Source organism: Pseudomonas sp. R15(2017), assembly GCF_002112685.1.
GTDB lineage: Bacteria > Pseudomonadota > Gammaproteobacteria > Pseudomonadales > Pseudomonadaceae > Aquipseudomonas > Aquipseudomonas glycinae.
Map to the genome: position 1 here is coordinate 39,324 of NZ_NEII01000002.1, position 24,293 is coordinate 63,616.

General features: G+C 60.1%; 21 protein-coding genes and 1 tRNA gene. 11 read left to right on the top strand and 11 right to left on the bottom strand.

The features are described from left to right. Positions 1 to 159 precede the first annotated feature (159 nt). The 4 genes from CAF77_RS03810 to CAF77_RS03825 form a co-directional block, all read right to left on the bottom strand. A complete protein-coding gene (locus CAF77_RS03810) occupies positions 160 to 1,158 on the bottom strand; it encodes an NADP-dependent oxidoreductase (RefSeq protein WP_064381858.1) in 999 nt (332 codons plus the stop codon). Positions 1,159 to 1,225: 67 nt separating this feature from the next. After that, positions 1,226 to 2,095, bottom strand: a complete 870-nt coding sequence (locus CAF77_RS03815; protein WP_064381857.1) for an alpha/beta fold hydrolase — start codon at positions 2,093 to 2,095, stop codon at positions 1,226 to 1,228. Positions 2,096 to 2,177: 82 nt separating this feature from the next. Then, entirely contained in the window at positions 2,178 to 2,966 is a 789-nt protein-coding gene (locus tag CAF77_RS03820) for an SDR family oxidoreductase (RefSeq protein WP_064381856.1), read from the bottom strand. A gap of 39 nt (positions 2,967 to 3,005) precedes the next feature. Beyond that, positions 3,006 to 4,106 carry an alkene reductase gene (locus CAF77_RS03825; protein ID WP_064381855.1) on the bottom strand — a complete coding sequence of 367 codons (1,101 nt, stop codon included), beginning with the start codon at positions 4,104 to 4,106 and terminating at the stop codon, positions 3,006 to 3,008. A gap of 150 nt (positions 4,107 to 4,256) precedes the next feature. Here CAF77_RS03825 and CAF77_RS03830 point away from each other — a divergent pair, with 150 nt between their 5' ends. The 3 genes from CAF77_RS03830 to CAF77_RS03840 all read left to right on the top strand — a co-directional run bounded on the left by CAF77_RS03830 (position 4,257) and on the right by CAF77_RS03840 (position 7,074). Further along, a complete protein-coding gene (locus tag CAF77_RS03830) occupies positions 4,257 to 4,853 on the top strand; it encodes a TetR/AcrR family transcriptional regulator (RefSeq protein WP_170928926.1) in 597 nt (198 codons plus the stop codon). Between the two features lie 129 nt (positions 4,854 to 4,982). Continuing rightward, the gene (locus tag CAF77_RS03835) at positions 4,983 to 5,603 is read left to right on the top strand and encodes a TetR/AcrR family transcriptional regulator (RefSeq protein ID WP_064381853.1); all 621 of its coding nucleotides are present in this window, start codon (positions 4,983 to 4,985) and stop codon (positions 5,601 to 5,603) included. Between the two features lie 199 nt (positions 5,604 to 5,802). Then, complete coding sequence (locus CAF77_RS03840) at positions 5,803 to 7,074, top strand: OmpP1/FadL family transporter (RefSeq protein ID WP_064381852.1); 1,272 nt, start codon at positions 5,803 to 5,805, stop codon at positions 7,072 to 7,074. A 75-nt stretch (positions 7,075 to 7,149) separates the two neighbouring features. On the opposite strand, the gene CAF77_RS03845 is transcribed toward CAF77_RS03840, so the two are convergent. Further along, on the bottom strand, positions 7,150 to 8,610 hold the full coding sequence (locus CAF77_RS03845) for an efflux transporter outer membrane subunit (protein WP_064381851.1): 1,461 nt from the start codon (positions 8,608 to 8,610) through the stop codon (positions 7,150 to 7,152). Between the two features lie 210 nt (positions 8,611 to 8,820). Between CAF77_RS03845 and CAF77_RS03850 the strand changes: the two genes are divergently transcribed. Further along, on the top strand, positions 8,821 to 9,930 hold the full coding sequence (locus tag CAF77_RS03850) for an efflux RND transporter periplasmic adaptor subunit (RefSeq protein ID WP_064381850.1): 1,110 nt from the start codon (positions 8,821 to 8,823) through the stop codon (positions 9,928 to 9,930). Beyond that, positions 9,927 to 13,016: an efflux RND transporter permease subunit gene (locus CAF77_RS03855; protein WP_064381849.1), complete on the top strand. Its 3,090-nt coding sequence runs from the start codon at positions 9,927 to 9,929 to the stop codon at positions 13,014 to 13,016. Before CAF77_RS03850 ends, CAF77_RS03855 begins: the two co-directional genes overlap by 4 nt. A gap of 322 nt (positions 13,017 to 13,338) precedes the next feature. Here CAF77_RS03855 and CAF77_RS03860 read toward each other — a convergent pair whose 3' ends face one another. Both CAF77_RS03860 and CAF77_RS03865 read right to left on the bottom strand, forming a co-directional pair. Continuing rightward, a complete protein-coding gene (locus CAF77_RS03860; RefSeq protein ID WP_084776971.1) occupies positions 13,339 to 14,028 on the bottom strand; it encodes a lipopolysaccharide kinase InaA family protein in 690 nt (229 codons plus the stop codon). Between the two features lie 418 nt (positions 14,029 to 14,446). Continuing rightward, positions 14,447 to 14,534: transfer RNA gene (locus tag CAF77_RS03865), tRNA-Ser, on the bottom strand. A 122-nt stretch (positions 14,535 to 14,656) separates the two neighbouring features. Here CAF77_RS03865 and CAF77_RS03870 point away from each other — a divergent pair. Beyond that, positions 14,657 to 15,328 (top strand): Bax inhibitor-1/YccA family protein, encoded by a 672-nt coding sequence (locus CAF77_RS03870; RefSeq protein ID WP_007955123.1) that lies wholly within the window; start codon positions 14,657 to 14,659, stop codon positions 15,326 to 15,328. Between the two features lie 72 nt (positions 15,329 to 15,400). Here the strand turns inward: CAF77_RS03870 and CAF77_RS03875 are convergent, their stop codons facing one another. Both CAF77_RS03875 and CAF77_RS03880 read right to left on the bottom strand, forming a co-directional pair. Continuing rightward, positions 15,401 to 15,727 carry a YceK/YidQ family lipoprotein gene (locus tag CAF77_RS03875; RefSeq protein WP_064381848.1) on the bottom strand — a complete coding sequence of 109 codons (327 nt, stop codon included), beginning with the start codon at positions 15,725 to 15,727 and terminating at the stop codon, positions 15,401 to 15,403. Positions 15,728 to 15,767: 40 nt separating this feature from the next. Further along, positions 15,768 to 16,205, bottom strand: coding sequence for an Lrp/AsnC family transcriptional regulator (locus CAF77_RS03880; RefSeq protein ID WP_064381847.1), 438 nt, complete (start codon positions 16,203 to 16,205; stop codon positions 15,768 to 15,770). A gap of 139 nt (positions 16,206 to 16,344) precedes the next feature. On the opposite strand from CAF77_RS03880, the gene CAF77_RS03885 reads away from it, so the two are divergent. Then, on the top strand, positions 16,345 to 17,238 hold the full coding sequence (locus CAF77_RS03885) for a DMT family transporter (protein ID WP_064381846.1): 894 nt from the start codon (positions 16,345 to 16,347) through the stop codon (positions 17,236 to 17,238). Positions 17,239 to 17,241: 3 nt separating this feature from the next. On the opposite strand, the gene CAF77_RS03890 is transcribed toward CAF77_RS03885, so the two are convergent. Continuing rightward, positions 17,242 to 18,282: an FUSC family protein gene (locus CAF77_RS03890; protein ID WP_170928927.1), complete on the bottom strand. Its 1,041-nt coding sequence runs from the start codon at positions 18,280 to 18,282 to the stop codon at positions 17,242 to 17,244. Between the two features lie 46 nt (positions 18,283 to 18,328). Next, entirely contained in the window at positions 18,329 to 19,954 is a 1,626-nt protein-coding gene (locus tag CAF77_RS03895) for an NADP-dependent glyceraldehyde-3-phosphate dehydrogenase (protein ID WP_064381844.1), read from the bottom strand. 353 nt (positions 19,955 to 20,307) lie between these two features. On the opposite strand from CAF77_RS03895, the gene CAF77_RS03900 reads away from it, so the two are divergent. The 4 genes from CAF77_RS03900 to CAF77_RS03915 all read left to right on the top strand — a co-directional run bounded on the left by CAF77_RS03900 (position 20,308) and on the right by CAF77_RS03915 (position 24,272). After that, positions 20,308 to 20,661, top strand: a complete 354-nt coding sequence (locus CAF77_RS03900) for a cytochrome c5 family protein (protein WP_064381843.1) — start codon at positions 20,308 to 20,310, stop codon at positions 20,659 to 20,661. Between the two features lie 76 nt (positions 20,662 to 20,737). After that, the gene (locus CAF77_RS03905; RefSeq protein WP_170928928.1) at positions 20,738 to 22,066 is read left to right on the top strand and encodes a D-arabinono-1,4-lactone oxidase; all 1,329 of its coding nucleotides are present in this window, start codon (positions 20,738 to 20,740) and stop codon (positions 22,064 to 22,066) included. A gap of 74 nt (positions 22,067 to 22,140) precedes the next feature. Beyond that, positions 22,141 to 23,349, top strand: a complete 1,209-nt coding sequence (locus tag CAF77_RS03910) for a DSD1 family PLP-dependent enzyme (RefSeq protein ID WP_170928929.1) — start codon at positions 22,141 to 22,143, stop codon at positions 23,347 to 23,349. Between the two features lie 296 nt (positions 23,350 to 23,645). Continuing rightward, entirely contained in the window at positions 23,646 to 24,272 is a 627-nt protein-coding gene (locus CAF77_RS03915; protein WP_064381840.1) for a transposase, read from the top strand. The last annotated feature ends 21 nt before the right edge of the window (positions 24,273 to 24,293 follow it).

A 24,293-nucleotide genomic window follows, 5' to 3' on the forward strand; every position in this document is an offset into this window, starting at 1 on the left:
CAAGCATCAAACTGCGCCAAACGATAACGGGCGGCTGAGCCTGCGCATCATCCGGTTGAAGCGCTTGCTGCTCCTCTGGCGAAATCACTTCGGATGATGAGCGCTCAAGCAGTAAAAGCTGTGCAGGTTCTACGGTCGATTCATGAGTCTGCGGCTTGGTCATTTGAGCGAAACAACGACCTTGCCTTTGGCGCGTCCCTGCTCAACGTACTTCAATGCCTCGGCCGTTGATTCAAAGGGGAAGGAACGATCGACCACGGGTTTGATGATCCCGTCCTCCACGAGCGACGTGATGCGTTGCAGTTGAGCGCCATTGGCCCGCATGAACACGAACGCGTAGCTGACATCCTGCTTGCGCGCTTTGCGACGAATGCCAAGGCTCAGCAGGCGCATGACTTGCTGCAATGGCCAGGACAATCCTTGCTCTCGCGCGAACTGCACAGTGGGTGGGCCCGAGATGGAAATGAGTTGGCCGCCGGGCTTCAGGACCTTGAGTGACTTCTCCAGCACGTCGGCGCCGAGGCTGTTCAGCACAACGTCGTAGTCTTGCAGCACTTTTTCGAAGTCCTGCTGTGTGTAGTCGATCACCAGATCGGCCCCCAGCGCCTTGACCCATCCGACATTGGCGGTGCTGGTGGTTGTGGCGACAAACGCACCGAGGTGTTTGGCAAGCTGAATGGCAATGCTGCCGACGCCGCCGGAGCCCGCGTGAATCAGCACTTTCTGGCCCTTTTGCAGCCCGGCGGTTTCAACCAGTACTTGCCAGGCGGTCAGTGCAACCAAGGGCAGGGATGCGGCTTGCGCCATGTCGGTATTGGCTGGTTTCAGGGCGACCGCGTTTTCGTTCACGGCGATCAATTGGGCGAACGTCCCGATTCGCGCTTCGGGCGGGCGAGCGTATACCTCGTCTCCCGGTTTGAAGCGTGTCACCTGCGGGCCGACCTCAACCACAACCCCCGCCAGGTCATTGCCCAATATCAACGGAAAGGCGTAGGGCAGGATCAGCTTGAACTCGCCTTTGCTGATCTTCGAATCCAGCACGTTGACACTGCTCGCATGGACCTCGATCAACACGTCGTGGGCACCGACTGCGGGGGCGGGCGCTTCGCCAATGCGTCCGGGGTTCTTGCCATAGCCATCAATCAGAAATGCTTTCATCGTGGTGCGGCTCTTGCTGGTTGTACGGAGGGTAGTCGGTGGGTTGCGGTGTTGCTGCGTGACGTGATCAAGCATCGAGAAACGCCTGCGCCTTGGCCACAAAGTCGGTGTGATGCTGGAAAATCCCGCCGTGCCCGGCATCCTCATAAATCACCAACTGTGCGTCGGGGATAAGCCTGGCCAGTTCAAACGAGTTAACGCTGGGCACCATGATGTCGTTGTCGCCGTTGACGACCAGCGTCGGTGTGCGCAAGCGCCCAAGCGCTTGCCGCGGTTGTCTGCCCCACGCCGTGATGGCTTTCAATTGCCGCATGAAAGCGCGTGGCGTCGGGCCCTTGTCGCGATTGTTCTTGCGTGCCTTGAGGCGTCTTAAATACTGCGAGGCAGACCGTCGCCCATTGGCCGACGAGGTGAAGAAAAGGTAGAACTTGGGATCGCGCAGGGTCAGCAAGCCTTTGAGGATCAATGGCCATGACACTGTGCCGACCTTGTCGATGCCGATGCCCCCCGCCGGTCCAGTACCGGTCAGAATCAACCGGCGTACCAAGTCAGGCGCCTTGAGGGCAATGTCCTGAGCGACGAAACCTCCGAGGGAAAAACCGAGCACATCCACGGTTTTCAGCCCCAGCGCCCTGATCAGCCGGATGGCATCGTCGGCCATTTCACCCACCGTCAGTGGCGCGGTGCCGCCTGAGTTGCCGATGCCGCGATAGTCGGTGGTGATGACGCGTCTGGTTTGCGCCAGGCCATCGATGATCGCGGGGTCGAAGTTGTCCAGCACCGCGCCCCAATGATTGAACAGTACCAGGGGCACGCCGGTTGCGGGCCCGGTGTCGCGGTAGGCGAAGGGAATGCCGTTGACCGTGATCGACTGGTTCGCCGCGTCGATGAATGACGTTGGCGAACCGGAGCGGGAATTTGTCTGCATTGAACTCATTGTCACTCCGGCAAGCCAGCAGGATTCGATGCAATGCCCTGTGCCTGCATTGAATCCGGCGCGAATGCTCGCTAGCAAAAAATCACTGTGGCGTCTGGTAGCGCTGGGCAACCGCAGACTGACGGATTTGCCCCAGCAGGCCCTGACGTGCGCCCTGCAGGTCATCCCAGCGCTCGGCTTCGTGCAGCGGTGGGATGGTCACAGGTTCGCGACGATCAAAACCGACCAGTGCGGCATCCACCAGATCACCCACTTCCATGATTTCGCTCAGGGTGTTGATGTCGACGCCGGAGCGATCCCAGATTTCCGTGCGGGTGGCGGCGGGTAGCACGGCTTGCACGTAGACGCCCTGAGGCGAGAGTTCCAGGCTCAGGCCCTGGGACAGGAACAGCACGAAGGCCTTGGTCGCACCGTAGACGCTCATGCCGAACTCCGGCGCCAGGCCTACCACCGAACCGATGTTGATGATCGCGCCGTCGCCGGCCTTGACCAGGCGTGGGGCGATGGCGCTGGCAAGCCGTACCAGCGCCGTCGTGTTGAGGGCCACCAGTTGCGCGACGCTGTCGGTGCTTTGGTCGACGAAGTGGCCGGACAGCGCGGCGCCGGCGTTATTGACGAGAATGCCGATACGGGCGTCGTCGCGCAGGCGGCTTTCAACGGTGGTCAGATCGGCGAGTTGGGTCAGGTCTGCCGGGATGACATCGACGGCGACGTCGTGCTCGCTGCGCAGGCGCGCTGCCAGTGTGTCCAGGCGAGCCTGATCGCGGGCGACCAGTACCAGATCGTGGCCACGTCTGGCGAAGCGTTCGGCATAGACGGCGCCAATGCCGGTGGAGGCGCCGGTGATGAGAACAGTAGGGCGAGTGCTCATGGGGTATCTCTTTTTCAGGAGGTGAGAAACAGAACGCGCTCAGCTTGCGCTGACGCTCGATTCAGCCAGCGTCGGGTAGTCGATGTAGCCCGCCGCGCCGCCGCCGTAGAGGGTGGCGGGATTGAACGCGGACAGCGGCGCGCCCTGCTTGAGGCGCTCCACCAGATCCGGGTTGGCAATGAACGGGCGACCGAAGGCGATCAGATCGGCCTGGTCTTCGGCCAGCCGCGCAGTCGCCAGGTCCAGGTCATAGCCGTTGTTGGCGATATAGGTGTTTTTGAAGCGCTGGCGCAGGGCGTCGAAATTGAAGGGGGCTACGTCGCGCGGGCCGCCGGTCGCGCCTTCGACCACGTGCAGGTAAACCACGCCGAGGGCGTCGAGTTGCTCGACGACGTAATCGAATTGCGCCTGCGGATCGCTGCTGGCCACGCCGTTGGCCGGCGACACGGGAGACAGGCGCACACCGGTGCGATCCGCGCCGATCTCATTGACGACCGCCGCTGTCACTTCGAGCAACAGACGCGCACGGTTTTCAATCGAACCGCCGTAAGCGTCGGTGCGCAGATTGGCGTTGTCCCTGAGGAATTGATCCAGCAAATAGCCGTTTGCACCGTGAATTTCCACGCCATCGAACCCGGCGGCGACTGCGTTGGCCGCAGCCTGGCGGAAATCGGAGACGATCCCCGGCAGTTCGCTGGTTTCCAGGGCGCGGGGTTCGGAGACGTCTTCAAAGCGGTTGTTGACGAACACTTTGGTCGCGGCACGCAGCGCAGAAGGGGCCACCGGTGCGGCGCCGTTTTCTTGCAGGTCAACGTGTGAGACGCGGCCGACATGCCACAGCTGCAGGAAGATTTTTCCACCCTTGGCGTGGACGGCATCGGTGACTGTGCGCCAACCGTCTATCTGCGCCTGTGTATAGATCCCGGGGGTGTCCTGATAACCCTGAGCCTGTCGGGAAATCTGCGTCGCTTCACTGATCAGCAGACCGGCGCTGGCGCGTTGGCTGTAATAGGCGGCCGCGTATTCGCTGGGGACAAAGCCCTGGCCTGCGCGGTTGCGTGTCAGCGGTGCAAGAACGACGCGGTTCGACAGCGTGAGACTGCCCAGGGTGTAAGGGGTGAACAGAGTCTGCTTGGTCATCAGATGATTCTTCCGTGCCCGTTGATGGAGATCGGTGGGGGTGTGAAATTAGGATGATGATCGAAATCTAAACTGTCAACTGTTTTGATTATGGCCAACATCTATGTATCATCGGACGCAGGAATTCCCGCTGAACACGAGGTATTGCACGTGAGAGTGACCAAGGCCCAGGCGCAGGCCAATCGAGAACACATCGTTGAAACGGCCTCAGAGCTGTTCCGTGAGCGTGGCTTTGATGGCGTCGGTGTGGCCGATCTCATGGCGGCTGCCGGGTTCACCCATGGAGGCTTCTACAAGCACTTCGGCTCGAAGGCTGACCTGATGGCCGAAGCCTCGGCCTGCAGTCTTGGCAAATCGTTGACCGGCGCCCAGGCGCTCGACGTGCCCGGTTTCATCAACGTCTACGTGAACCGAGAACATCGCGACGGACGCGGCAGCGGTTGCACGATGGCCGCACTGTGTGGCGACGCGGCGCGTCAGTCGGACGATGTGAAGGCAACGTTTGCCGCAGGCATTGAACAGATCCTGCAAACCCTGGCGGAAAAATATCCTGTGGGCACGGATGCCGCAGAGGGCGAGGGGAGAAAGAAAATGATCGACCTGCTGTCGCGGGCGGTCGGCGCGATTGTCCTGTCACGCGCTTGCCCGGATGATTCGGCATTGGCGGACGAAATTCTTGACGTTTGCCGCGCTGAAATGTTTGCTTCATTACCGGTGCTGCCGGTCGATCAAGTGGAAACACCGTAGAAGGGCCGATCCGCCCTTCGCGATGACTTGAACGTCAGCCTGTTATCAGCCGATCAGCCGGCTTTTCGTGACCATGTACTCCGTTGGTCACGATTTGTAAGTCCTCGACAGGGTGAGTAAGCTACGCCCATGAATCAGCCATCCCTATCTTCGCCCGGCCCACGTGGCCCAGTCGATCACGAGATTCGTGATCAGATTGTCGCGGCAGCCAATGAACACTTCAGCCAATACGGCTATGGCAAAACCACGGTTTCCGATCTGGCCAGGGCCATCGGTTTTTCCAAGGCTTACATCTATAAGTTCTTTGATTCCAAGCAGGCGATCGGCGAAGCGATCTGCTCGAATTGTCTGGGCCAAATCGTTGCCGCGGTAGAGCAGGCTGTTAACGCAGAGGGGATTTCGCCGACCGAGCGTTTCCGCCGACTGGTGAAAACCGTGATTGCCACGGGTGTGGACCTGTTCTTCAATGACCGCAAGCTCTACGACATTGCGGCATTTTCCGCGGCGGAGCGCTGGCCCAGCGCCCAAATGTACGAGGAGCAGATCAAGCGTTTTATCTTCGACATCGTGCGTGAAGGGCGAGAGCTCGGAGAGTTCGAGCGCAAGACCCCGCTGGACGAGACCGTCGAGGCGATTCATCTGGCCTTGCGCCCCTTCGTAAACCCGTTGCTGCTGCAGCACAATCTGGATTTTATCGAGGTTGCGCCCACGCTGACCTCCAACCTCATTCTGCGTAGCCTGATGCCCTGACCCAACCCCGATCACCTGTTCAGGTGAGCTGAGCCAGAGCGCGACATCCCCCAACCAGGTTTCCTGTTACCGGCACATGCGTGCCGGTACGGCTTTGATTTTTGCTTAATGTGACCATTGACTGAAATGGTCACTTGGATAGTATGGCTTCGCTGTCGTTCTCGATGTTGTTTTTCAGTGATCCCATAGAGTCCAGATAATGAAAAAAATAATGCTCAAGAATCCCGTCGGCCTGGCGGTCGCGCTGGTGTCCTCCAATGTGTTGGCCGGTGGTTTTGCCCTCAACGAACAAAGCATCAGCGGGATGGGGTCCGGGTTTGCCGGGCGATCTTCATCCGCCGAAGACGCCAGTACGATCTACGGTAACCCGGCAGGCATGGCGCGGCTTAAACGAGAGCAGGTGAGCGTGGGGGCGGCGACGCTGTTCGCCAAATCGGACATCAGCCAGACACGCAGTACGTTTGGGGGGAAGGAAGACGGCGACATGGTGCCCGCCACCACGGTACCGATGGGGTATTACGTGAAACCGATCGATGAGCAATGGGCATTCGGCGTCGGGTTTTATGTGCCTTTCGGGCTGATCACCGACTACGGCAGTGGTTTTGCCGGCCGCTATTACGCCAACAAGAGTGAAGTCACCACGCTGACCTTTCAGCCGACCATCAGCTACGCCTTTAACGAAAAGGTGTCGATCGGATTCGGGCCGACCATCAATCGTATCGGCGGAGAGATATCGGGTATGGTGCCCAACCCACTCAGCCCCGGGCGCAACGACGGCAAACTCAAAAGCACCGGCGATGACACCGCACTGGGCTTCAATATTGGCGTGCTGGTGCAGGCGACCGATCAGACCCGCCTGGGCCTGACGTATCACTCCAAAGTCAGTTACCACCTGGACGCCAAAACCAAGGTCACCGATGGCATCTTCAGCGTGCTGGGCGTCAGCGGCCGTAGCTATGACGCATCGCTGGATGTGGACACGCCGGAGTCGGTGGACTTTTCGCTGACGCATCAATTCAACAACGACTGGACGCTCTATGTGGGCAGCACCTGGACACGCTGGAGCCGCTTCAAGGAACTGACCATTGAGAACAGCGGCTTGCCGCCGTTGCTGAGCGGCCAATTGGGGACGATCAGCGAAGAGCAGAACTGGCATGACACCTGGGCTCACGCGATCGGTGCGGCCTATCGATTGAATAACCAATGGGTGCTGCGTGGCGGGTTTTCGGTCGATCAGTCACCCGCCAACAACACCAATCGGGGGCCGCGCATTCCGACGGGCGACCGTAAGGTTGTCAGCTTCGGCGCCGGCTGGACACCCGTGGACAATGTCACGATCGATCTCGCGTATTCCTATCTTTGGGAGGAAAGCGTCGAGGTCAACGACACCTCGGCAGCGAGGGGGGCCTACCGTGCCAGGTACAAGAACAGTGCCAGCGGGTTCGGTACGTCGGTCAGTTATCGCTTCTAGTTGAGCGCTATCAAGCCAAATGCGGGTCGGGAGTGCGCGAGTCTCCCGACTCTTGAAGCGATCTGAGGTTGCTGCTCAGCGCGCCGCTACAGAACCCGGCTCAACGGGTTGCCATCCTCCACCGAGCGACTTGAATACCGCCACCGCCGCACGGGCCGATTCGGTCCGCGCTTGCGCTCTGGCGTCGGAGGCCTGCAACAGTGTTTCGTCGGCGTGCAGGACATCGATCAGGCTGGCGGTGCCTTTTTCATAGGCGGTGAACGAGGACTGGCGAGCTTGAGTCAGCGCCGCTTCGCCGCCGGTAAGGGTGGTGGTCTGAGTTTGCCGATTCACCAGTGAGGACAGCGCGTTCTCTACATCTTCGGTGGCGCGCAGTACCGACTGGCGATAGGCGGCCAATGCTTCAGATTCCTGGCCTTTGGCCTGATCGATCCGGGCGTTGATGCGTCCGAAGTCGAAAAGCCGCCAGCGCAGACCCAGTACAGCGCTCGACTGGCTCGCGCCGCTGGTGAAAAGATTGCCGCCGGAGACGGCAGTCGCGCTGCCGAGCAAGGCGCTGAGGGAAAATTTCGGGTAGTACTCGGCAATCGCTTCGCCGATACGCGCGTTGGAGGCCGCAAGGCGGCGTTCGGCCACGATCAGATCCGGTCTGCGCCGCAGCAGATCTGCCGGTGTGCCCAGCGCAGTCAGCGACGGCACATCGGGAATCTCGCCCTCAGGTGCCAGTTGTGTGCGGTGAGTGCCGGGAGGCGTGCCGAGCAGCACGTCCATCGCATTCATGGCCGCCTCCAGACCACTTTGCAGTACCGGAACGCTCGCCTGGACTTGCGACAATTCACCCTCGGCCTGGCGCACCTGATACTCCGCGGCCAGCCCCTTGCCGTAAAGCAACTGAACCTTCTCCAGCAATGCGCGGCGGGTGTCGACTTGCCGGTTGGCGATGTCCAGCCGCGCCTGTAATCCGCGCAGGGTGATGTAGATATCGGCCGTTTGCGCAGCGATCGCCAACCTCGTCGCCGTGAAACCGGCTGCTGAGGCCTGATACTCAGCCAGTGCCGCCTCACGCCCGCGGCGCAGTCCGCCGAAGACATCGACTTCCCAGCCCGCCTCAAGATTGGCCTCGTAGGCATTGCCGTAACGGTCATAGCCGGGTGTTGAATTCAAGACTTGGCCCAGTGGTGTCTCTACGGACTGATAAGCGCGTGCCGCCTGTGCGCTGATATTCGCCGAGGGCAGCAGTGCTGCATTGGCGGCCCCCAGGCCGGCCCTGGCCTGGGTGACGCGCGCTGATGCCTGTGCAAGATCCAGATTCTGCTGCAAGGCCTGGTCGATGAGGTTGCTCAGTAGCGGATCGTTAAAGCTTTCCCACCAGGCGGCAAGGCTGTCCGGTGTCGATCCTGATCGCGGTTCGACAGCAGACTGCCCCAGGTAATGATCTGAAAGCGGGGCGTCTGGACGATGGTAATCCGGGCCCACCGCACAACCTGCCATGAGGCTGGCGGTAACCAAAAGAGCAATCGGGCGGAGGGGAGGCATCGTCGTTCCTTTACAATTTTTGTGACCATATTAAATATTGGTCACATCTTGTCAATCAAGGGCGATCGATTTGATTGAACGGGTTATAAATATCATTGTGGCGTCAGTGATAAAACTGAAGCGCCGGACAGTTCATGGTTTGTGACTGTTGACGTTAATGGTCACAAGACTGAGAATATGATGATCATCCTATTTTCAGTAAGGGTACCTATGCGCCGGCTCCGAATTTTTCCCATCGCCGCATGCCTGTTGCCACTCGCCCTGGTGGCGTGCGGTGATGTCACCTCCGTTGCAGACCCGCGCACACAGGCGCCTCTGGTCAGGTTCACCGCCGTTCAGGCTGCGGGCGACGGTTCCCGATCTTTTACGGGGGTGGTGACGGCGCGCATTCAGGGCGACCTGGGTTTTCGCGTATCGGGCAAGGTGCTTGAACGTCTGGTTGACACGGGGCAGACCGTCAAACGCGGGCAGCCGCTGATGCGGCTCGACCCCATCGACTTGGGGTTGCAAGCCCGCGCGCAGCAGGAGTCGGTCATCGCCGCCCGGGCCCGCGCCAGGCAGACAGCCGATGATGAAGCTCGTTATCGCACTCTGGTCAGCGCCGGCGCCATTTCCGCTTCGGCCTACGATCAGATCAAAGCCGCCGCAGACACGGCCAAGGCCCAACTCAGCGCCGCTGAAGCGCAAGCGGACGTTGCCCGCAACGCTTCCGGTTACGCGGTGCTGGTCGCCGATGCCGACGGCGTTGTGGTGGAAACACTCGCCGAACCCGGACAAGTCGTCAGTCCCGGACGACCGGTGGTTCGACTGGCGCGGGCAGGGCAACGCGAGGCCATCGTGCACTTGCCCGAGACGTTGCGTCCCGCAGCAGGATCCACCGCGCAAGCCACGCTCTATGGCGACGCCTCGGGTGCTGTGACCGCGAAACTGAGGTTGCTTTCGGATTCGGCGGACCGCACGACGCGTACGTTCGAGGCCCGCTATGTACTGGAAGGCGCGCTGGCCAATGCGCCGATAGGTTCGACAGTCACCCTCAGAATCGCCGAGGGTTCGACACCCGCCGCATCGTTGCAAGTGCCCATCGCTGCGCTTTACGACGCGGGTCAAGGTCCTGGCGTGTGGGTCATCGCCGGGACACCGCCAACCGTGACCTGGCGTCCGGTTAAAGTGCTGGGTTTGAGCGATGATCTGGCGCGAGTGGCTGGCGAGCTTCGGGTCGGCGAACAGATTGTGGCGCTGGGCGCTCACCTGTTGCGCGAAGGTGAAGCAGTAAGAATGTCCGTGCCTGATGCGGCGACCGTTGCCGGGAGTCGTCCATGAGCGAAGGACGATTCAACCTTTCCGCCATCGCCGTTCGCGAGCGTTCGATCACGGTCTTTCTGATTTTCCTGATCGCCGTTGCCGGCACCCTGGCGTTCTTCCAGCTGGGGCGTGCCGAAGATCCTCCGTTTACGGTCAAGCAGTTGACCGTCATCACGGCGTGGCCGGGGGCGACCGCACAGGAGATGCAGGATCAGGTGGCGGAGCCACTGGAAAAACGCCTGCAAGAACTCAAATGGTACGACCGCTCGGAAACCTATACGCGGCCAGGGCTCGCTTTCACGATGGTCTCGTTGCTCGATAGCACGCCGCCCTCGCAAGTGCAGGAAGAGTTCTATCAGGCGCGTAAAAAACTCGACGATGAAGCAATCAAGTTGCCGGCGGGCGTCATCGGGCCGATGGTCAACGACGAGTATTCGGACGTGACCTTTGCGCTGTTCGCCCTGAAAGCCAAGGGCGAGCCGCAGCGTCTGCTGATCCGCGATGCGGAGTCCATGCGCCAGCGCCTGTTGCATGTGCCGGGGGTGAAGAAGGTCAACATCATCGGCGAACAAGCCGAACGGATATTTGTTTCCTTTTCGCATGACCGGTTGGCCACGTTGGGCTTGTCACCGCAGGACATCTTCGCCGCGCTGAACAGTCAGAACGCACTGACCCCGGCCGGATCAATCGACACCAGCGGGCCACAGGTTTTTCTGCGTCTCGATGGTGCGTTCGACAAACTGCAGAAAATCCGTGACACCCCTGTGGTCGTGCAGGGGCGGACGCTCAAGCTGTCTGATGTGGCGACGGTCGAACGCGGTTATGAAGACCCGGCTACCTTCCTGGTGCGCAATAACGGCGAAGAGGCGTTGTTGCTCGGCGTGGTGATGCGTGAAGGCTGGAACGGTCTTGATCTGGGCAAGGCGCTGGATGCCGAGACCGTCAGGATCAATGAGGAAATGCCCTTGGGTATGACCCTCTCGAAAGTCACCGACCAGGCAGTGAATATCGACTCCGCTGTCGGCGAGTTCATGGTCAAGTTCTTCGTCGCGCTGCTGGTGGTCATGCTCGTCTGCTTTCTGAGCATGGGCTGGCGTGTCGGCGTGGTGGTCGCCGCCGCGGTTCCTTTGACTCTGGCGATCGTGTTTGTGGTGATGGCGGCCACCGGCAAAAATTTTGACCGTATTACCCTCGGGTCATTGATCCTGGCGCTTGGTTTGCTGGTCGACGATGCGATCATCGCCATTGAAATGATGGTGGTGAAAATGGAGGAGGGCTACGATCGCATCAAGGCCTCTGCCTATGCCTGGAGCCACACGGCGGCGCCGATGCTGTCCGGAACCCTGGTGACGGCGATCGGTTTTTTGCCGAACGGTTTTGCTCAGTCCACGGCCGGCGAATACACCAGCAACATGTTCTGGATCGTGGGCATCGCTCTCATCGCTTCGTGGGTCGTGGCAGTGGCGTTCACCCCTTATCTGGGCGTGAAACTGTTGCCGGATATCAAGGCGGTGGAGGGTGGACATGCGGCGATCTACAACACGCCGCGATACAACCGCTTCCGCCGGGTTCTGACCCGGGTCATTGCGCGCAAATGGCTGGTCGCGGGCATGGTCATTGTGCTGTTCTTTGTGGCCGCTGCGGGCATGGGCCTGGTGAAGAAACAGTTCTTCCCGACCTCTGACCGTCCTGAAGTCATGATCGAAGTGCAAATGCCCTACGGCACTTCCATCGAGCAGACCAGCGCCACGGCCGCCAAGGTCGAAGCCTGGCTGCGCCAGCAGGATGAGGCGAAAATCGTCACGGCCTATATCGGCCAGGGTGCACCGCGTTTCTTCCTGGCGATGGCACCGGAACTGCCCGATCCGTCGTTCGCCAAGATCGTTGTACTGACCGACAGTCAGGAAGCACGGGAAACCCTCAAGTTGCGTTTTCGTGACGCGGTGGCTCAAGGGCTCGCCCCGGAGGCGCGTCTCAGGGCAACGCAAATCGTGTTTGGTCCTTACTCGCCGTTTCCGGTGGCCTACCGGGTGATGGGGCCTGATCCGGCCAAGTTGCGCGTGATCGCCGAGCAGGTGCGGGGTGTGATGCAGGACAGCCCGATGATGAGAACCGTGAACACTGATTGGGGGCCGCTGACTCCGTCGTTGCATTTCAACCTGGATCAGGATCGTCTACAGGCAGTGGGGCTGACATCGACTGCGGTTGCACAGCAATTGCAGTTCCTGCTCAGCGGAGTACCGATTACAGCGGTGCGTGAAGATATTCGTTCCGTGCAGGTCATGGGGCGGGCAGCGGGCGATGTCCGGCTCGATCCACAGCAAATCGAAGGCTTCACCTTGGTCGGTGCCTCGGGGCAGCGAATCCCGTTGTCGCAGATCGGCGAGGTCGATGTGCGCATGGAGGATCCGATCCTGCGCCGGCGTGATCGCACCCCGACCATCACCGTGCGCGGCGACATTGCCGAAGACTTGCAGCCACCGGATGTTTCCAGTGCGCTGCTGAAGCAATTGCAGCCGATCATCGACAAGCTGCCTTCCGGTTACCGGATCGAGCAGGCGGGTGCGATCGAAGAGTCCGGCAAGGCTGGCAAGGCGATCCTGCCGTTGTTGCCGATCATGATCGCCATGACCCTGGTCATCATCATTGTGCAGGTCCGTTCGATCTCGGCGATGATCATGGTGTTCCTCACCTCGCCGTTAGGCTTGATTGGCGTGGTGCCGACACTGCTGATCTTCAATCAGCCGTTTGGCATCAATGCGCTGGTCGGGTTGATTGCGCTGTCGGGGATCCTGATGCGCAATACGCTGATTCTGATCGGGCAGATTCATCACAACGCTCAAGAAGGGCTGGATCCGTTTCACGCTGTCGTCGAAGCCACGGTGCAACGTGCGCGACCGGTACTGTTGACGGCCCTGGCGGCGATCCTGGCGTTCATTCCCCTGACACACTCGGTGTTCTGGGGGACGCTGGCCTATACCCTGATTGGCGGCACGCTCGTCGGCACCATCATGACGCTGGTGTTCCTGCCTGCGATGTACTCGATCTGGTTCAAAATCGGTCCTGACGCCAGGCCGCCGGCTGCAACAGTCAAACCGGAGTAGCCATCAGTGCTGAAAATCGAGGCCTGATCGCGGAAACGACAAAGCCCTGAATAATCAGGGCTTTGTCGTATATAAAGATGGCTTCCAGCCTCACCACCCGGCGCCGCGCGGATAGTCAATGTGCGCCGAATCGTTCTCGACCGTTCCGATCCCGGTCCGGCGTGGCCTGTGCTTTCGAAAAACTGGATGGTAGCTGAGTCAGTAGAGTAGAGCCTTCAATGAGTTGGGCGGGGCCGGGCACACACCCTGCATTCACCGGTTCACCTGGCAGATCGACGCAGACATTCATGTGCTGTGAGCGCCTGCCGCCTTCGTTGGGCTCTCAAGAGCGGCCCTGAGTGATTACTGGTCGACCCAGGTGCTTTTCATAATGACGAAGAAAGTGTTGCCACTCCGGTTCGCTCCAATAGGAATGGCGCCTGAGTTGCAAAATGTCGTGCCGAGCTGCCTGCAATGAGCTGATTCGCCCATGGGACTTCTCGAGATCGAGCAGCGCAAGCTCGAACTCGGGATCGCTCGACGAATTGCGAACTTTGATAAAAATGTGCTTTGAGCGCATGCAGCCATGTTGCCAGCGGCCGAGATGCATTCGTGCCATTAACGACGCGAGTATTTCAAGCACATTGTCCAGTTGCTTGGGCGTGTATTGGTTTTTTGCGCCTTCGTTGTACCAGGATTCCAAATCCTGGAAACCGTTCAAGTCTTTGGTGACCAAGATGCCGTGCCAGACCCCTTTGATTTTTTGCGCACCGTAGTAAACCGGTTGAGGGGCGTTGACCCCAAGATGGAGTAACTTTGTGAGCGCGCGGCCTTCACGCAAGGTGGTGGGGCGCCCCAGAGGATATCTCAGGCTGCGAAACAAATGACCCGTCTGACGCTTAACGTACACGGTCGCACCGTCATGCAGAACTCGCTGCACTCCGCTTGTGCCACTCCTGCGAACGTTGGGTTCTTCTACCCAAGGGCCTGATGTATTCCACCAATAGGAAAAAATTTGGTCGGTTTGGCTCATCGCGCACTCCATTCTTGTGTTGTTATCAGCTGCGCCATCGGCCTTTTTGCTGGCTGGCATCATGCCGTAATTCAAACAGACGTTTCAATATTGGGCTAGTTCCTTTGATGACGCGCTTATCCATTATTGAGCGGGAGCTACGGTTCAAAGGCAGTCGTGGGAGATGAAATGGTTTCGGCCAGGACAGTCGTCCGCAGGGGGCAGCATTCGGCTGATAGCTATCAGTCAGATGCCATGATCACGGCCAGGGTCATCTTGATGAATTCCCGTATTACATGAAGAGTGTTTTATGTTCGGCAGAACGCTGGAGAAGGCAGTGAAAGTTGCGGTTTGTGGAAAACATCCTGATGTCATCAGAATTTCTGGAACGCCAGAAACGACAAAGCCCTGAATAATCAGGGCTTTGTCGTACATAAGATGGCGGAGGCGATGGGATTCGAACTCATGGACCTGTTACAGTCGACGGTTTTCAAGACCGTTGCCTTAAACCACTCGGCCACACCTCCGTTGCGTTGCGGGCGCCATAATACCTGAATGAAACACACTGTCAAACTCTGTGCATGGCTTGTTACAGAGCGTCTGTTATGATCTTTGCGACTGAACGTTTCAAACCAACAGGAGTGTCGCCATGCGCGAACAGGATTACGCAGTTCACAACAGCGTGCAGGCTGAGCAGCTAGAGGTTAGCCGCGTCCTGCGCAACACTTACGGTCTACTGGCGCTCACCCTCGCATTCAGCGGTGTGATGGCGTTCGTGGCCCAGCAGATGCGGGTCGGCTACCCGAACATTTTCGTGGTACTGATCGGTTTTTACGGTCTGTTCTTCCTCACCAACAAGCTTCGTGACTCTGCCTGGGGCCTGGTGTCGGCGTTTGCCCTGACCGGTTTCATGGGTTTCCTGCTCGGCCCGATCCTCAACCGTTACCTGGGCATGCAGGGCGGCGCTGAAGTGGTCAGCTCCGCGTTCGCGATGACCGCACTGGTGTTCGGTGGCCTGTCGGCCTACGTGCTGATCACCCGTAAGGACATGAGCTTCCTCGGTGGCTTCATCACCGCCGGTTTCTTCGTCCTGCTGGGCGCGACGCTGGCGAGCATGTTCTTCCAGATCAGCGGCCTGCAACTGGCGATCAGCGCAGGTTTTGTGCTGTTCTCGTCGGTCTGCATCCTGTTCCAGACCAGCGCCATCATCCACGGCGGCGAGCGCAACTACATCATGGCGACCATCAGCCTGTATGTATCGATCTACAACCTGTTCGTCAGCCTGTTGCAGATCTTCGGCATCATGAGCCGCGACGACTGATCGCTGCACCGCTATAAACAGAAAACCCGCGAAAGCGGGTTTTTTGTTGCCTGCGAAAACGCAAGCAGGCGCTCAATTGATCTCGATGCTGCCATCAGCCTGTTGCTTGTAGATCGTGTAGGGCAGCAGCAACGTATCGAGCACTCCCGACACGGCCGCGTCCACCAGCAGACCCGGTGTAGCGTTCTTGTAGTTGAACGCATCGACGTCATCCGGCTTTTCGGCGTGCAGCATGCAGAAGTCGTACGTCACGCCACTGTAGATGCGCGGTACAGCGCCGCAGTAGGATTTTTTAGCCTTCAACTGGTCGGTGGAAAACTTATCGCTGAACGCCACGGTCTGCACCGTCCCGCACCCGGCCAGCATCAACACAGCCAGCATCATTGCCTGAATTTTCATACCGCCAATCCTTCGCCGGAAAAGACTCAAACTACGCCGCTCAGGCCATCGGTGGCAATCGACGTTTCACCGGGGTCTTCTTGACGATCGCGGTATTGGTTTCCGCCAGCGTATTCAGCCGATCAAGCAGGGTGTCCAACTGTTCCATCGAGCGCACATGCAAACGGGCAATGAAGCAATCCTCGCCGGTCACCTTGTCGCACTCGGTGAACTCGGGAATCGACAGAATCTGCCGCTCGACCTCCTGCAACTGCCCCGGTAATGGCCGCACCCGGACAATCGCCTGCAACTGATAACCGAAGCATTTCGGGTCAATTTCAACGGTGTAACCCTTGAGCACACCGCGTTCCTCCAGCCGCCGCAGGCGCTCGGCCACGCTCGGCGATGACAACCCGCTGATTTGCGCCAGGGCCTTGAGCGAGCGCCGCGAATCCTCCATCAGGGCCCCGATCAGGATCTGGTCGATATCGTCGGTCATACAAGAAACTCCCGCATTAGGCGAATGGCACAAACTACCCTTGATAAAAAAGGCAGAAACCGAGTTTAGCCTGCTTTTTCCGCTGGAGAGGCCCCGATCTCGCTTGGCATACTTTTGCCACACATTAAGGAGATAGATGATGGACAAAACAATCCGTCGCGGCTCATTCGAAATGACCGCCGCCATGCTGATATCCGGGACGATCGGCTGGTTCGTGCTGGTGTCGGGGCAACCGGTGCTGGACGTGGTGTTCTGGCGCTGCCTGTTCGGCGCCGGCACCTTATTGCTGATCTGCGCTGCGTTCGGCTTTCTTCGCCCAGGCATTCTGACCCGCACCACATTCCTGCTGGCGGTGCTCAGCGGGGTGGCAATCGTCGGCAACTGGGTGCTGCTGTTCGCCTCCTATTCAAGGGCCTCGATTGCCATCGGCACGGCGGTCTACAACGTGCAGCCGTTCATGCTGGTGGGTTTGGCGGCGCTGTTTCTCGGCGAGAGGATCACCCTGCAGAAGATGTTCTGGCTGGCGATTTCTTTCATGGGAATGCTGGCCATCGTCAGTGCCCACGGCGGGCAGGGCGAGGGTGGCAATGATTACCTGATGGGGATCGCGCTGGCGCTGGGGGCGGCGTTTCTGTACGCCATCGCCGCGTTGATCATCAAGCGCCTGACCGGCACGCCGCCGCACCTGATTGCGCTGATCCAGGTCTGCACCGGCGTGCTGTTGCTCGCGCCATTCGCCCATTTTTCAGCGATGCCCGAGGCACCGAGTGCCTGGGCCAGTCTAGTGACACTGGGCATCGTCCACACCGGTCTGATGTACGTGTTGCTCTACGGCGCGATCCAGAAGCTGCCGACCGCATTGACCGGCGCGCTGTCATTCATCTACCCGATCGCGGCGATTTTCGTTGACTGGTTTGCCTTCGGTCATCAACTGCAAACCCTGCAATGGATTGGCGTGGCGGCGATTCTATTGGCCGCTGCGGGCATGCAACAGGGTTGGGGATTGAAGGCGCGGCGCCTGGCCGCGCAGTAAGCCTCAGATGTTCCAGCGCGGCGCAGTCTTCGCCAGGCGCTGGCGCATCTCGCCGATGTTGGCCGCCAGTTGCCGGGTCAATAAACGGTAGCCATCCAGCGCGTTGTAGACCGGCGTATCGAGACTGGCGTCCGGCAACTCCACCGGGCGCCCCAGCCGCTGGGATGCGCCGGATTTCAACGCCCGGGCCATGCCGATCAATTGCACGCGAATGTGCCGGTGCTCAGTCTTGAGCGCGGCTTGCAGATGCGCCATGGCGTCGGGGTCGTTGGCATCCGGGCGAATGTTGCCGAGGATTTCCAGGGTGCTGATGCACATGCGCAGGTTGCGCTGGATGGCGTCCAGCTCAGTCATCGAGACTTTGACTTCCTTGGACACCGACGGCATCAGCGAGCGCAGTTGCACCATCACCGCGTTCAGCCGGCTCATCAACTTCAAGTGTTCGTCGGCCGTCACCGGTTTGCCGCCGATGATCCGCCCGTACACCGTGGCGCAATCGCGCAGCGCGTCGGCCAGGTTGTAGCGCCACGAGTACACCGCGTACAGCGGCAGAGCGAAGGAAAAGGCCAGGGCCAGGGCGATGCCGATCAGGATATCGACCCCGCGCCACAGCCCGTCGGTGATCGGGTTGTCGCCATGCCCGGCGACAATGAACACGGTAATGGCCGAGAGCAGGGCGGTGTAGCCGCCCTTGCCGATGGCGTGATACGAGAAAAATCCGCAGACCACTGCCATCGCAAAATAGGTCAGCCACGGCATGCCCAGCCACGCCTGTTGCGCCACGATCAACAAACCGACGCCGGCACCGATCAAGGTGCCGGTGGCGCGCTCGGCGGCTTTCTTGCCGATGTTGCCGTGATGCTGCAAACCGCCGATCACCACCAGCATGGTCACCGATGCCCATTCGCCGTGGGGCAGATTGATGCCGGTGGTCAGCAGGATTGTCGCCAGCAACCCCAACGCGACCCGCACCGCGTGAATCGTTCGAGCATGGCGATAACGTCGATACGGGTCGAGCAACGGCCGCAGGATCCGCCGCAACAGCGGCGGCCAGCGGTGGGGGCTGAAAGTGCTCAGCGCTGATTCCTCCTCAGAAGATGTAGTCGGTGGCGATGAAGTTCGAATCCCGTCCGCGAATGATTTCGCTGATCAGATCCTTGTTGGATTCCTGGAACTTGGTCGCCACCAGGGTGCGGATCGAAAACACCCGCAGTGCATCGTGTACCGACAGCGTGCCTTCGGCGGAGTTCTTGCGACCGTTGAACGGGTAGGTGTCCGGCCCGCGCTGGCACTGGGCGTTGAGGTTGATCCGCCCGACCTGGTTGGCGAAGGTGTCGACCAGTCGGCCGACCGCCACCGGGTTGGTGCCGAAGATGCTCAGTTGCTGACCGAAGTCCGATTCCAGCACGTAGTCGATCACGGTATCGAGGTGACGGTACGGCACAATCGGCACCACCGGCCCGAACTGCTCTTCCTGATAAACGCGCATCTGCGGCGTCACCGGGTACAGCACCGCCGGGTAGAAGAACGATTCCCGCGACTCGCCACCATTCGGATTGACCACCTGGGCGCCTTTGCTCTGCGCGTCAGCCACCAGCCCGTGCAGATAATCGACCTTGCCCGACTCCGGCAACGGTGTCAGCGACACACCGTTGTCCCACGGCATGCCCGGTTTGAGGCTGGCCAGTTTGGCGTTGAATTTCTCGATGAAGCTGTCCACCACATCTTCATGCACGAACAGAATCTTCAACGCGGTGCAGCGCTGGCCGTTGAACGACAGCGAACCGGTAACCGCTTCGCTGACTGCGTTGTCGAGGTCGACTTCTGGCAGGACGATCCCGGGGTTCTTCGCATCCAGGCCCAGCGCGGCGCGCAAGCGGTGTGGTTTCGGGTGCAGTTTCTTCAGGTCGCTGGCGGCCTTGTTGGTGCCGATGAAGGCGAAGATGTCGATCTTGCCGCTGGCCATCAGCGCACTGACGGTCTCGCGGCCGCTGCCGTAGATGACGTTGATCACGCCAGTGGGGAAGCTGTCGCGGAAAGCTTCAAGCAACGGACGGATCAGCAGCACGCCGAGCTTGGCCGGTTTGAATACCACGGTGTTACCCATGATCAGCGCCGGGATCAGCGTGGTGAACGTCTCGTTCAGCGGATAGTTGTAAGGGCCCATGCACAGCGCCACGCCGAGCGGTACGCGGCGGATCTGGCCGAGGGTGTCCTGCTCCAGCTCGAAACGGCTGGAGCGGCGGTCGAGTTCTTTCAGCGCATTGATGGTGTCGACGATGTAGTCGCAGGTGCGGTCGAACTCTTTTTCCGAGTCCTTGAGGTTCTTGCCGATTTCCCACATCAGCAGTTTCACCACGGCGTCGCGTTGCTGGCGCATGCGCCCGAGGAAAGCTTCGACGTGCTGGATGCGTTCGGCCACGCGCAGGGTTGGCCACAGGCCCTGGCCTCGGTCATAGGCGCGCACGGCGGCGTCGAGGGCGGTGAGGGCGGTGTCGGCGTCCAGCAGCGGTGTGCTGCCGAGGATCACTTGTTCGTCGCCGTTATCGCCGTGCAGGTAGACCGGGCTGCGCACGGTGGCGAGCGGGCCGTCCCAGCGGCGCAATTGGCCATCGACCAGGTATTCGCGTTGCTCGACCTGACCGTCGAGGCGGTATTTTTCCGGGATGTCGCTGACAGAAGGGAACAGGTTGCCAAGGATGTTTGCTGTGGTCATGTCGCTACCCCGTGTTGATGTCCGCATGCAGATCAAAAAGTCTCAACAGGTTATACGCCTGAATGCGCTGAAATTTAAACCCGCAAATGTCACGCGAATGTCACCCAAAACCGCACAGCAGAGCGGGCATCCCCACATGATCGTTCCCACGCTCTGCGTGGGAATGCCTCAAGGGACGCTCCGCGTTCCAAGCGGACGCAGAGCGTCCAGGGCTGCATTCCCACGCGGAGCGTGGGAACGATCGTCTTCAGGTAATGGGCTGGCCCCGTTTGCCCCCCTCAATGTCCCGCAATGCCCTCAACCCGCCGACCCGCCTGCCCTAAGGTGTGACCACAACAATAAGCGAGGCCGTTATGCGGGCAATCCGACTCACATTATTACTGGCGTTGGCCATGACGCTGCCTGGCTGCGGCGAAGACCCCAAACCCCCGGCCAGCACCAACAACACCATTCCCAAAGACCCGGCGCTGGCGCAGATTTACGCCAACAGCTGCCAGCTCTGCCACGCCAACCCCTCCGCGAATGCGCCGCTGACCGGTGACCGCAAGGCCTGGGAACCGCGCATCCAGCAGGGTGCCGACACGCTGCTCGACCACGCCATCAACGGCTACAACGGCATGCCGCCGATGGGCCAGTGCGTCGAGTGCTCGGAAGAACAATTCCTTCAGTTGATCGGCTTCATGGCCGATCAGCCGCTCCCACAATAAGGATCCTGGCATGCCGATAGATCTGACACGCCGGCAGTTATTGCAACGGGCAAGCATCGTCGGCGCGTTCAGCGCGCTGGCCTGCAATCCGGCGCTGGGCCAGTTGATGCGCGCACCTCGGCTGATTCCCTGGCGCAACTGGTCGGGCGGGCAGAGTTGCCTGCCGGCGGCGCGAGTGGCACCGAAGAATCTGGATGAACTGACCGCAGTGATTCAGCAGGCACCGGGCAAGATTCGCCCGGTCGGCTCGGCGCATTCCTTCAGCGCGCTGGTGCCCACCGATGGCACGTTACTGTCCCTGAGCTACTTCAACGGCCTGCTCGATCACGACCCGAAAACCCTGCAAGCCGAATTCGCTGCCGGCACGCCGATGTCGCGCATGGGCACGCCGCTCAAGGACATCGGCCAGGCCCTGCAGAACATGGCCGATATCGATTACCAGACCCTCGCCGGGGCGATTTCCACCTCCACCCACGGCACCGGCAAAACCTTCCAGTCCTACTCGGCCCACGTCTGCGGGATGCAGCTGGTGACCGCCAACGGCGAGGTGCTGGATTGCGATAGCCAGCGTCATCCCGAGGTATTCACCGCGGCTCGAGTGTCCCTCGGCGCGCTGGGCGTGGCGACCAAAATCCGTCTGCAAAACCGTCCGGCCTATCGCCTGCGGGAAACCCAGTGGATCGCCAAGACCGAAGAGCTGCTGGAAGACATCGACAAGAACACAAGCGAAAACCAGCACTGGGAAATGCTCGTCGTCACCCATTCCGACTACGCCTTGTCGATCGCCCTCAACGAAACCACCGACCCGCCCACGCCGCCGATTCCGCCCGAAGAGGAGGGCGGCAACGAATTTGTGACCCTGATCGAGAAGATCGACAAGTACGGCAGCGATTTCCCGAACCTGCGCAGTTCGCTGCTCAACAGCCTGCGGCATCTGGCGAGTTTCGATGATCGGGTCGGCGACTCGTTCGACATCTACGCCAACGTGCGCACCGTGCGTTTCAACGAGATGGAATATTCGGTGCCCGCCGAACACGGCCCGGCCTGCCTGCGGGAGATTCTCAAACTGATCCGCGACAAGGACCTGCGCACCTGGTTTCCCATCGAGTACCGCTACGTCAAGGCCGACGACATTCCGCTGAGCATGTTCGAAGGCCGCGACAGCTGCTCGATCTCGGTTCACCAGCATTACCAGATGGACCATCACAACTTCTTCGCTGCTGTCGAGCCGATCTTCTGGAAGTACAACGGTCGTCCGCACTGGGGCAAGTTGCACACGCTCAATGCCCGCACGTTGCAGACGTTGTACCCGCGCTGGCAGGAGTTCATTCAGATACGCCAGGCCCTGGACCCAAACGGCAAGTTTCTCAACGGGCATCTGTCGTCGATTCTGGGGGTGAGCTGATGGCGGTCAATCGACGTAATTTCGTGCTCGGGACTTTGGGTGTCGGCGCTTTGCTGGTGGGCGTGGGGGCATGGTTGCGGCCGGGGGATCGCGGCGGGCCTTACAGCGACTATTTCCGGGTGCTGAACAATGAGCTTAAGAGCAAAGGCCCGATGCGCCCGGTGTTGTTGATCGATCTGGATCGGCTGGACCACAACATTGACGTGGTGATGCGCTCGGTCAAGCGCGCGGGCAAGCAGTTGCGGCTGGTGGAAAAGTCGCTGCCGTCACCGGGGTTGCTCAGCTACATCGGCCAACGGGCAGGGACGCAGCGACTGATGTCGTTTCATCAGCCGTTTCTCAATCACGATGCAGTGACGTTCCCGCAGTCGGACATTCTGCTCGGCAAGCCGCTGCCGGTGCGTTCCGCCGAGATCTTCTACCAGACCCACAAAGGCCCGTTCGACCCGGCGAAGCAGCTGCAATGGCTGATCGACAACCCCGAACGTCTGCAGCAATACCTCGCGCTGGCCCAGGGACTGGGCACGCGGATGCGGATCAACATCGAGCTGGACGTCGGCCTGCACCGGGGCGGTGTCAGTGATCTGAACGTGCTGGGGCAGATGCTCGCGCTGATCGCCGCCAATCCGCAGCACCTGGAGTTCGCCGGGTTCATGGGCTACGACCCGTTCGTGGGCATGGGCGTGCCGGGGACTCTCGGTTCGCCCGAGGAACTGTTCGCCAAGGTGATGGTGATTTATCAACGCTGCGTCGACTTCACCCGGCAGCAGTATCCGGCGCTGTGGCATGACGGCTTGTGCCTGAACACTGCCGGCAGCCCGAGTTATCGCATGCATGAAAACGAACATCTGAGCAGTGAAGTGTCGGTGGGTACGGCGATGCTCAAGCCGACTCATTACGATCTGCCGTCGCTCGTCGAACATGAACCGGCCGCGTACATCGCCACCCCGGTGTTGAAAAGCACGGGGGCGGTGAACATCCCGGCGCTGGATGACAAGTCGAAACTGTTTTCGTGGTGGGACGCCAATCAGCGCCAGACCTTCTTCATCTACGGTGGCAACTGGATGGCCGAGTTTGAGTCGCCGCCCGGATTGCAGAGCAATGGTGCTTACGGCCGTAGCTCGAATCAGGAGATGGTCAATGGCTCGAATGCCGTGGGGCTGACGGTGGAGGATCAGGTGTTCTTGCGCCCGACCCAGACCGAAGCCGTCCTCCTGCAATTCGGCGACTTGCTGGCGGTGCGTGGTGGCAAGATCGTCGACATCTGGCCCGTCTACACCTGACGGAATGTTTTTCTGAAAACACCCCATAACCCTGTGGGAGCTGGCTTGCCAGCGATGACGGTGTGTCAGCTAAGTAAATGTTGCTGACCTGACGCCATCGCTGACAAGTCGAATCGTCGCACCGCAGCTCCCACAGTATTTGTGGTGTCTGCAATTCCCCGATCAACTTCCGTAATGAAGCTTTTATGACAAAAGTTCGGTAGCACATCGCCAGTCCGGTCATGCCTATGTAACGCGCTTGAGGGGCCCTGAGGGGCGCTTTTCACAAGCCGAGGCGGGACGCCGGGAGTGAGGCAATGGGGACTATGGAACGCTACTCGAAAGTGGGCATGCAGGAACTCGATCAACGCCTGTCGAAGATCGTCGAAGCCGCGCGCAAGAAGCCGGTTTCGGTGTATCGCTACGGCGCGCCGTGGGTCTGGATCGTGTCGCAGGATGACTGGCAGGGCGCCTTGAAAGAGGTTTCCAGCTACATTCCGCCGGGGCATTCGCTGGTGCTGCTGCGCCCGCAGATCGATGACTTGCTCGATGCCCACCGCGATCTCCTGCACGAACTCAATGCCCGGCCCGGCATGCTGATCGCCCCGCAGACGGTCATGCACATCCTGCTCCTGCAACTGCTGTATTCGGTGCCCAGCGAGCAGCAGCTCTATGAACAGCTCAATTACAACCTGCTGTTCCGCTGGTTCGTCGGCCTGGGCCTGAACCAGAAAGTCTGGAGCTTCAACGTCCTCAGTCGCGACATCGCCACGCTGCTCAACGAGCCGCGTGCGGTGCAGCTCATCCAGAAAATCATCGGTGAAGTGTTCTGCGGCGCGCTGCTGCAAATGCCCGAGTTCTCCTTGAACTTCGCGCTGCTGCACACCTGGCTGGGCAAGCACACCGGGGCCTGCACTTCAGCAATCAAGAACGCCAGTAACTGACGCACACGCAAGGCGCATGAG

Excerpts from the sequence above, each read along its gene's own strand:
- CAF77_RS03810 (WP_064381858.1), bottom strand. The coding sequence starts at position 1,158 with ATGAAAGCATTTCTGATTGATGGCTATGGCAAGAACCCCGGACGCATT.
- CAF77_RS03815 (WP_064381857.1), bottom strand. The coding sequence starts at position 2,095 with ATGAGTTCAATGCAGACAAATTCCCGCTCCGGTTCGCCAACGTCATTC.
- CAF77_RS03820 (WP_064381856.1), bottom strand. The coding sequence starts at position 2,966 with ATGAGCACTCGCCCTACTGTTCTCATCACCGGCGCCTCCACCGGCATT.
- CAF77_RS03825 (WP_064381855.1), bottom strand. The coding sequence starts at position 4,106 with ATGACCAAGCAGACTCTGTTCACCCCTTACACCCTGGGCAGTCTCACG.
- CAF77_RS03835 (WP_064381853.1), top strand. The coding sequence starts at position 4,983 with ATGAATCAGCCATCCCTATCTTCGCCCGGCCCACGTGGCCCAGTCGAT.
- CAF77_RS03840 (WP_064381852.1), top strand. The coding sequence starts at position 5,803 with ATGAAAAAAATAATGCTCAAGAATCCCGTCGGCCTGGCGGTCGCGCTG.
- CAF77_RS03845 (WP_064381851.1), bottom strand. The coding sequence starts at position 8,610 with ATGCCTCCCCTCCGCCCGATTGCTCTTTTGGTTACCGCCAGCCTCATG.
- CAF77_RS03850 (WP_064381850.1), top strand. The coding sequence starts at position 8,821 with ATGCGCCGGCTCCGAATTTTTCCCATCGCCGCATGCCTGTTGCCACTC.
- CAF77_RS03855 (WP_064381849.1), top strand. The coding sequence starts at position 9,927 with ATGAGCGAAGGACGATTCAACCTTTCCGCCATCGCCGTTCGCGAGCGT.
- CAF77_RS03860 (WP_084776971.1), bottom strand. The coding sequence starts at position 14,028 with ATGAGCCAAACCGACCAAATTTTTTCCTATTGGTGGAATACATCAGGC.
- CAF77_RS03870 (WP_007955123.1), top strand. The coding sequence starts at position 14,657 with ATGCGCGAACAGGATTACGCAGTTCACAACAGCGTGCAGGCTGAGCAG.
- CAF77_RS03875 (WP_064381848.1), bottom strand. The coding sequence starts at position 15,727 with ATGAAAATTCAGGCAATGATGCTGGCTGTGTTGATGCTGGCCGGGTGC.
- CAF77_RS03880 (WP_064381847.1), bottom strand. The coding sequence starts at position 16,205 with ATGACCGACGATATCGACCAGATCCTGATCGGGGCCCTGATGGAGGAT.
- CAF77_RS03885 (WP_064381846.1), top strand. The coding sequence starts at position 16,345 with ATGGACAAAACAATCCGTCGCGGCTCATTCGAAATGACCGCCGCCATG.
- CAF77_RS03895 (WP_064381844.1), bottom strand. The coding sequence starts at position 19,954 with ATGACCACAGCAAACATCCTTGGCAACCTGTTCCCTTCTGTCAGCGAC.
- CAF77_RS03900 (WP_064381843.1), top strand. The coding sequence starts at position 20,308 with ATGCGGGCAATCCGACTCACATTATTACTGGCGTTGGCCATGACGCTG.
- CAF77_RS03915 (WP_064381840.1), top strand. The coding sequence starts at position 23,646 with ATGGGGACTATGGAACGCTACTCGAAAGTGGGCATGCAGGAACTCGAT.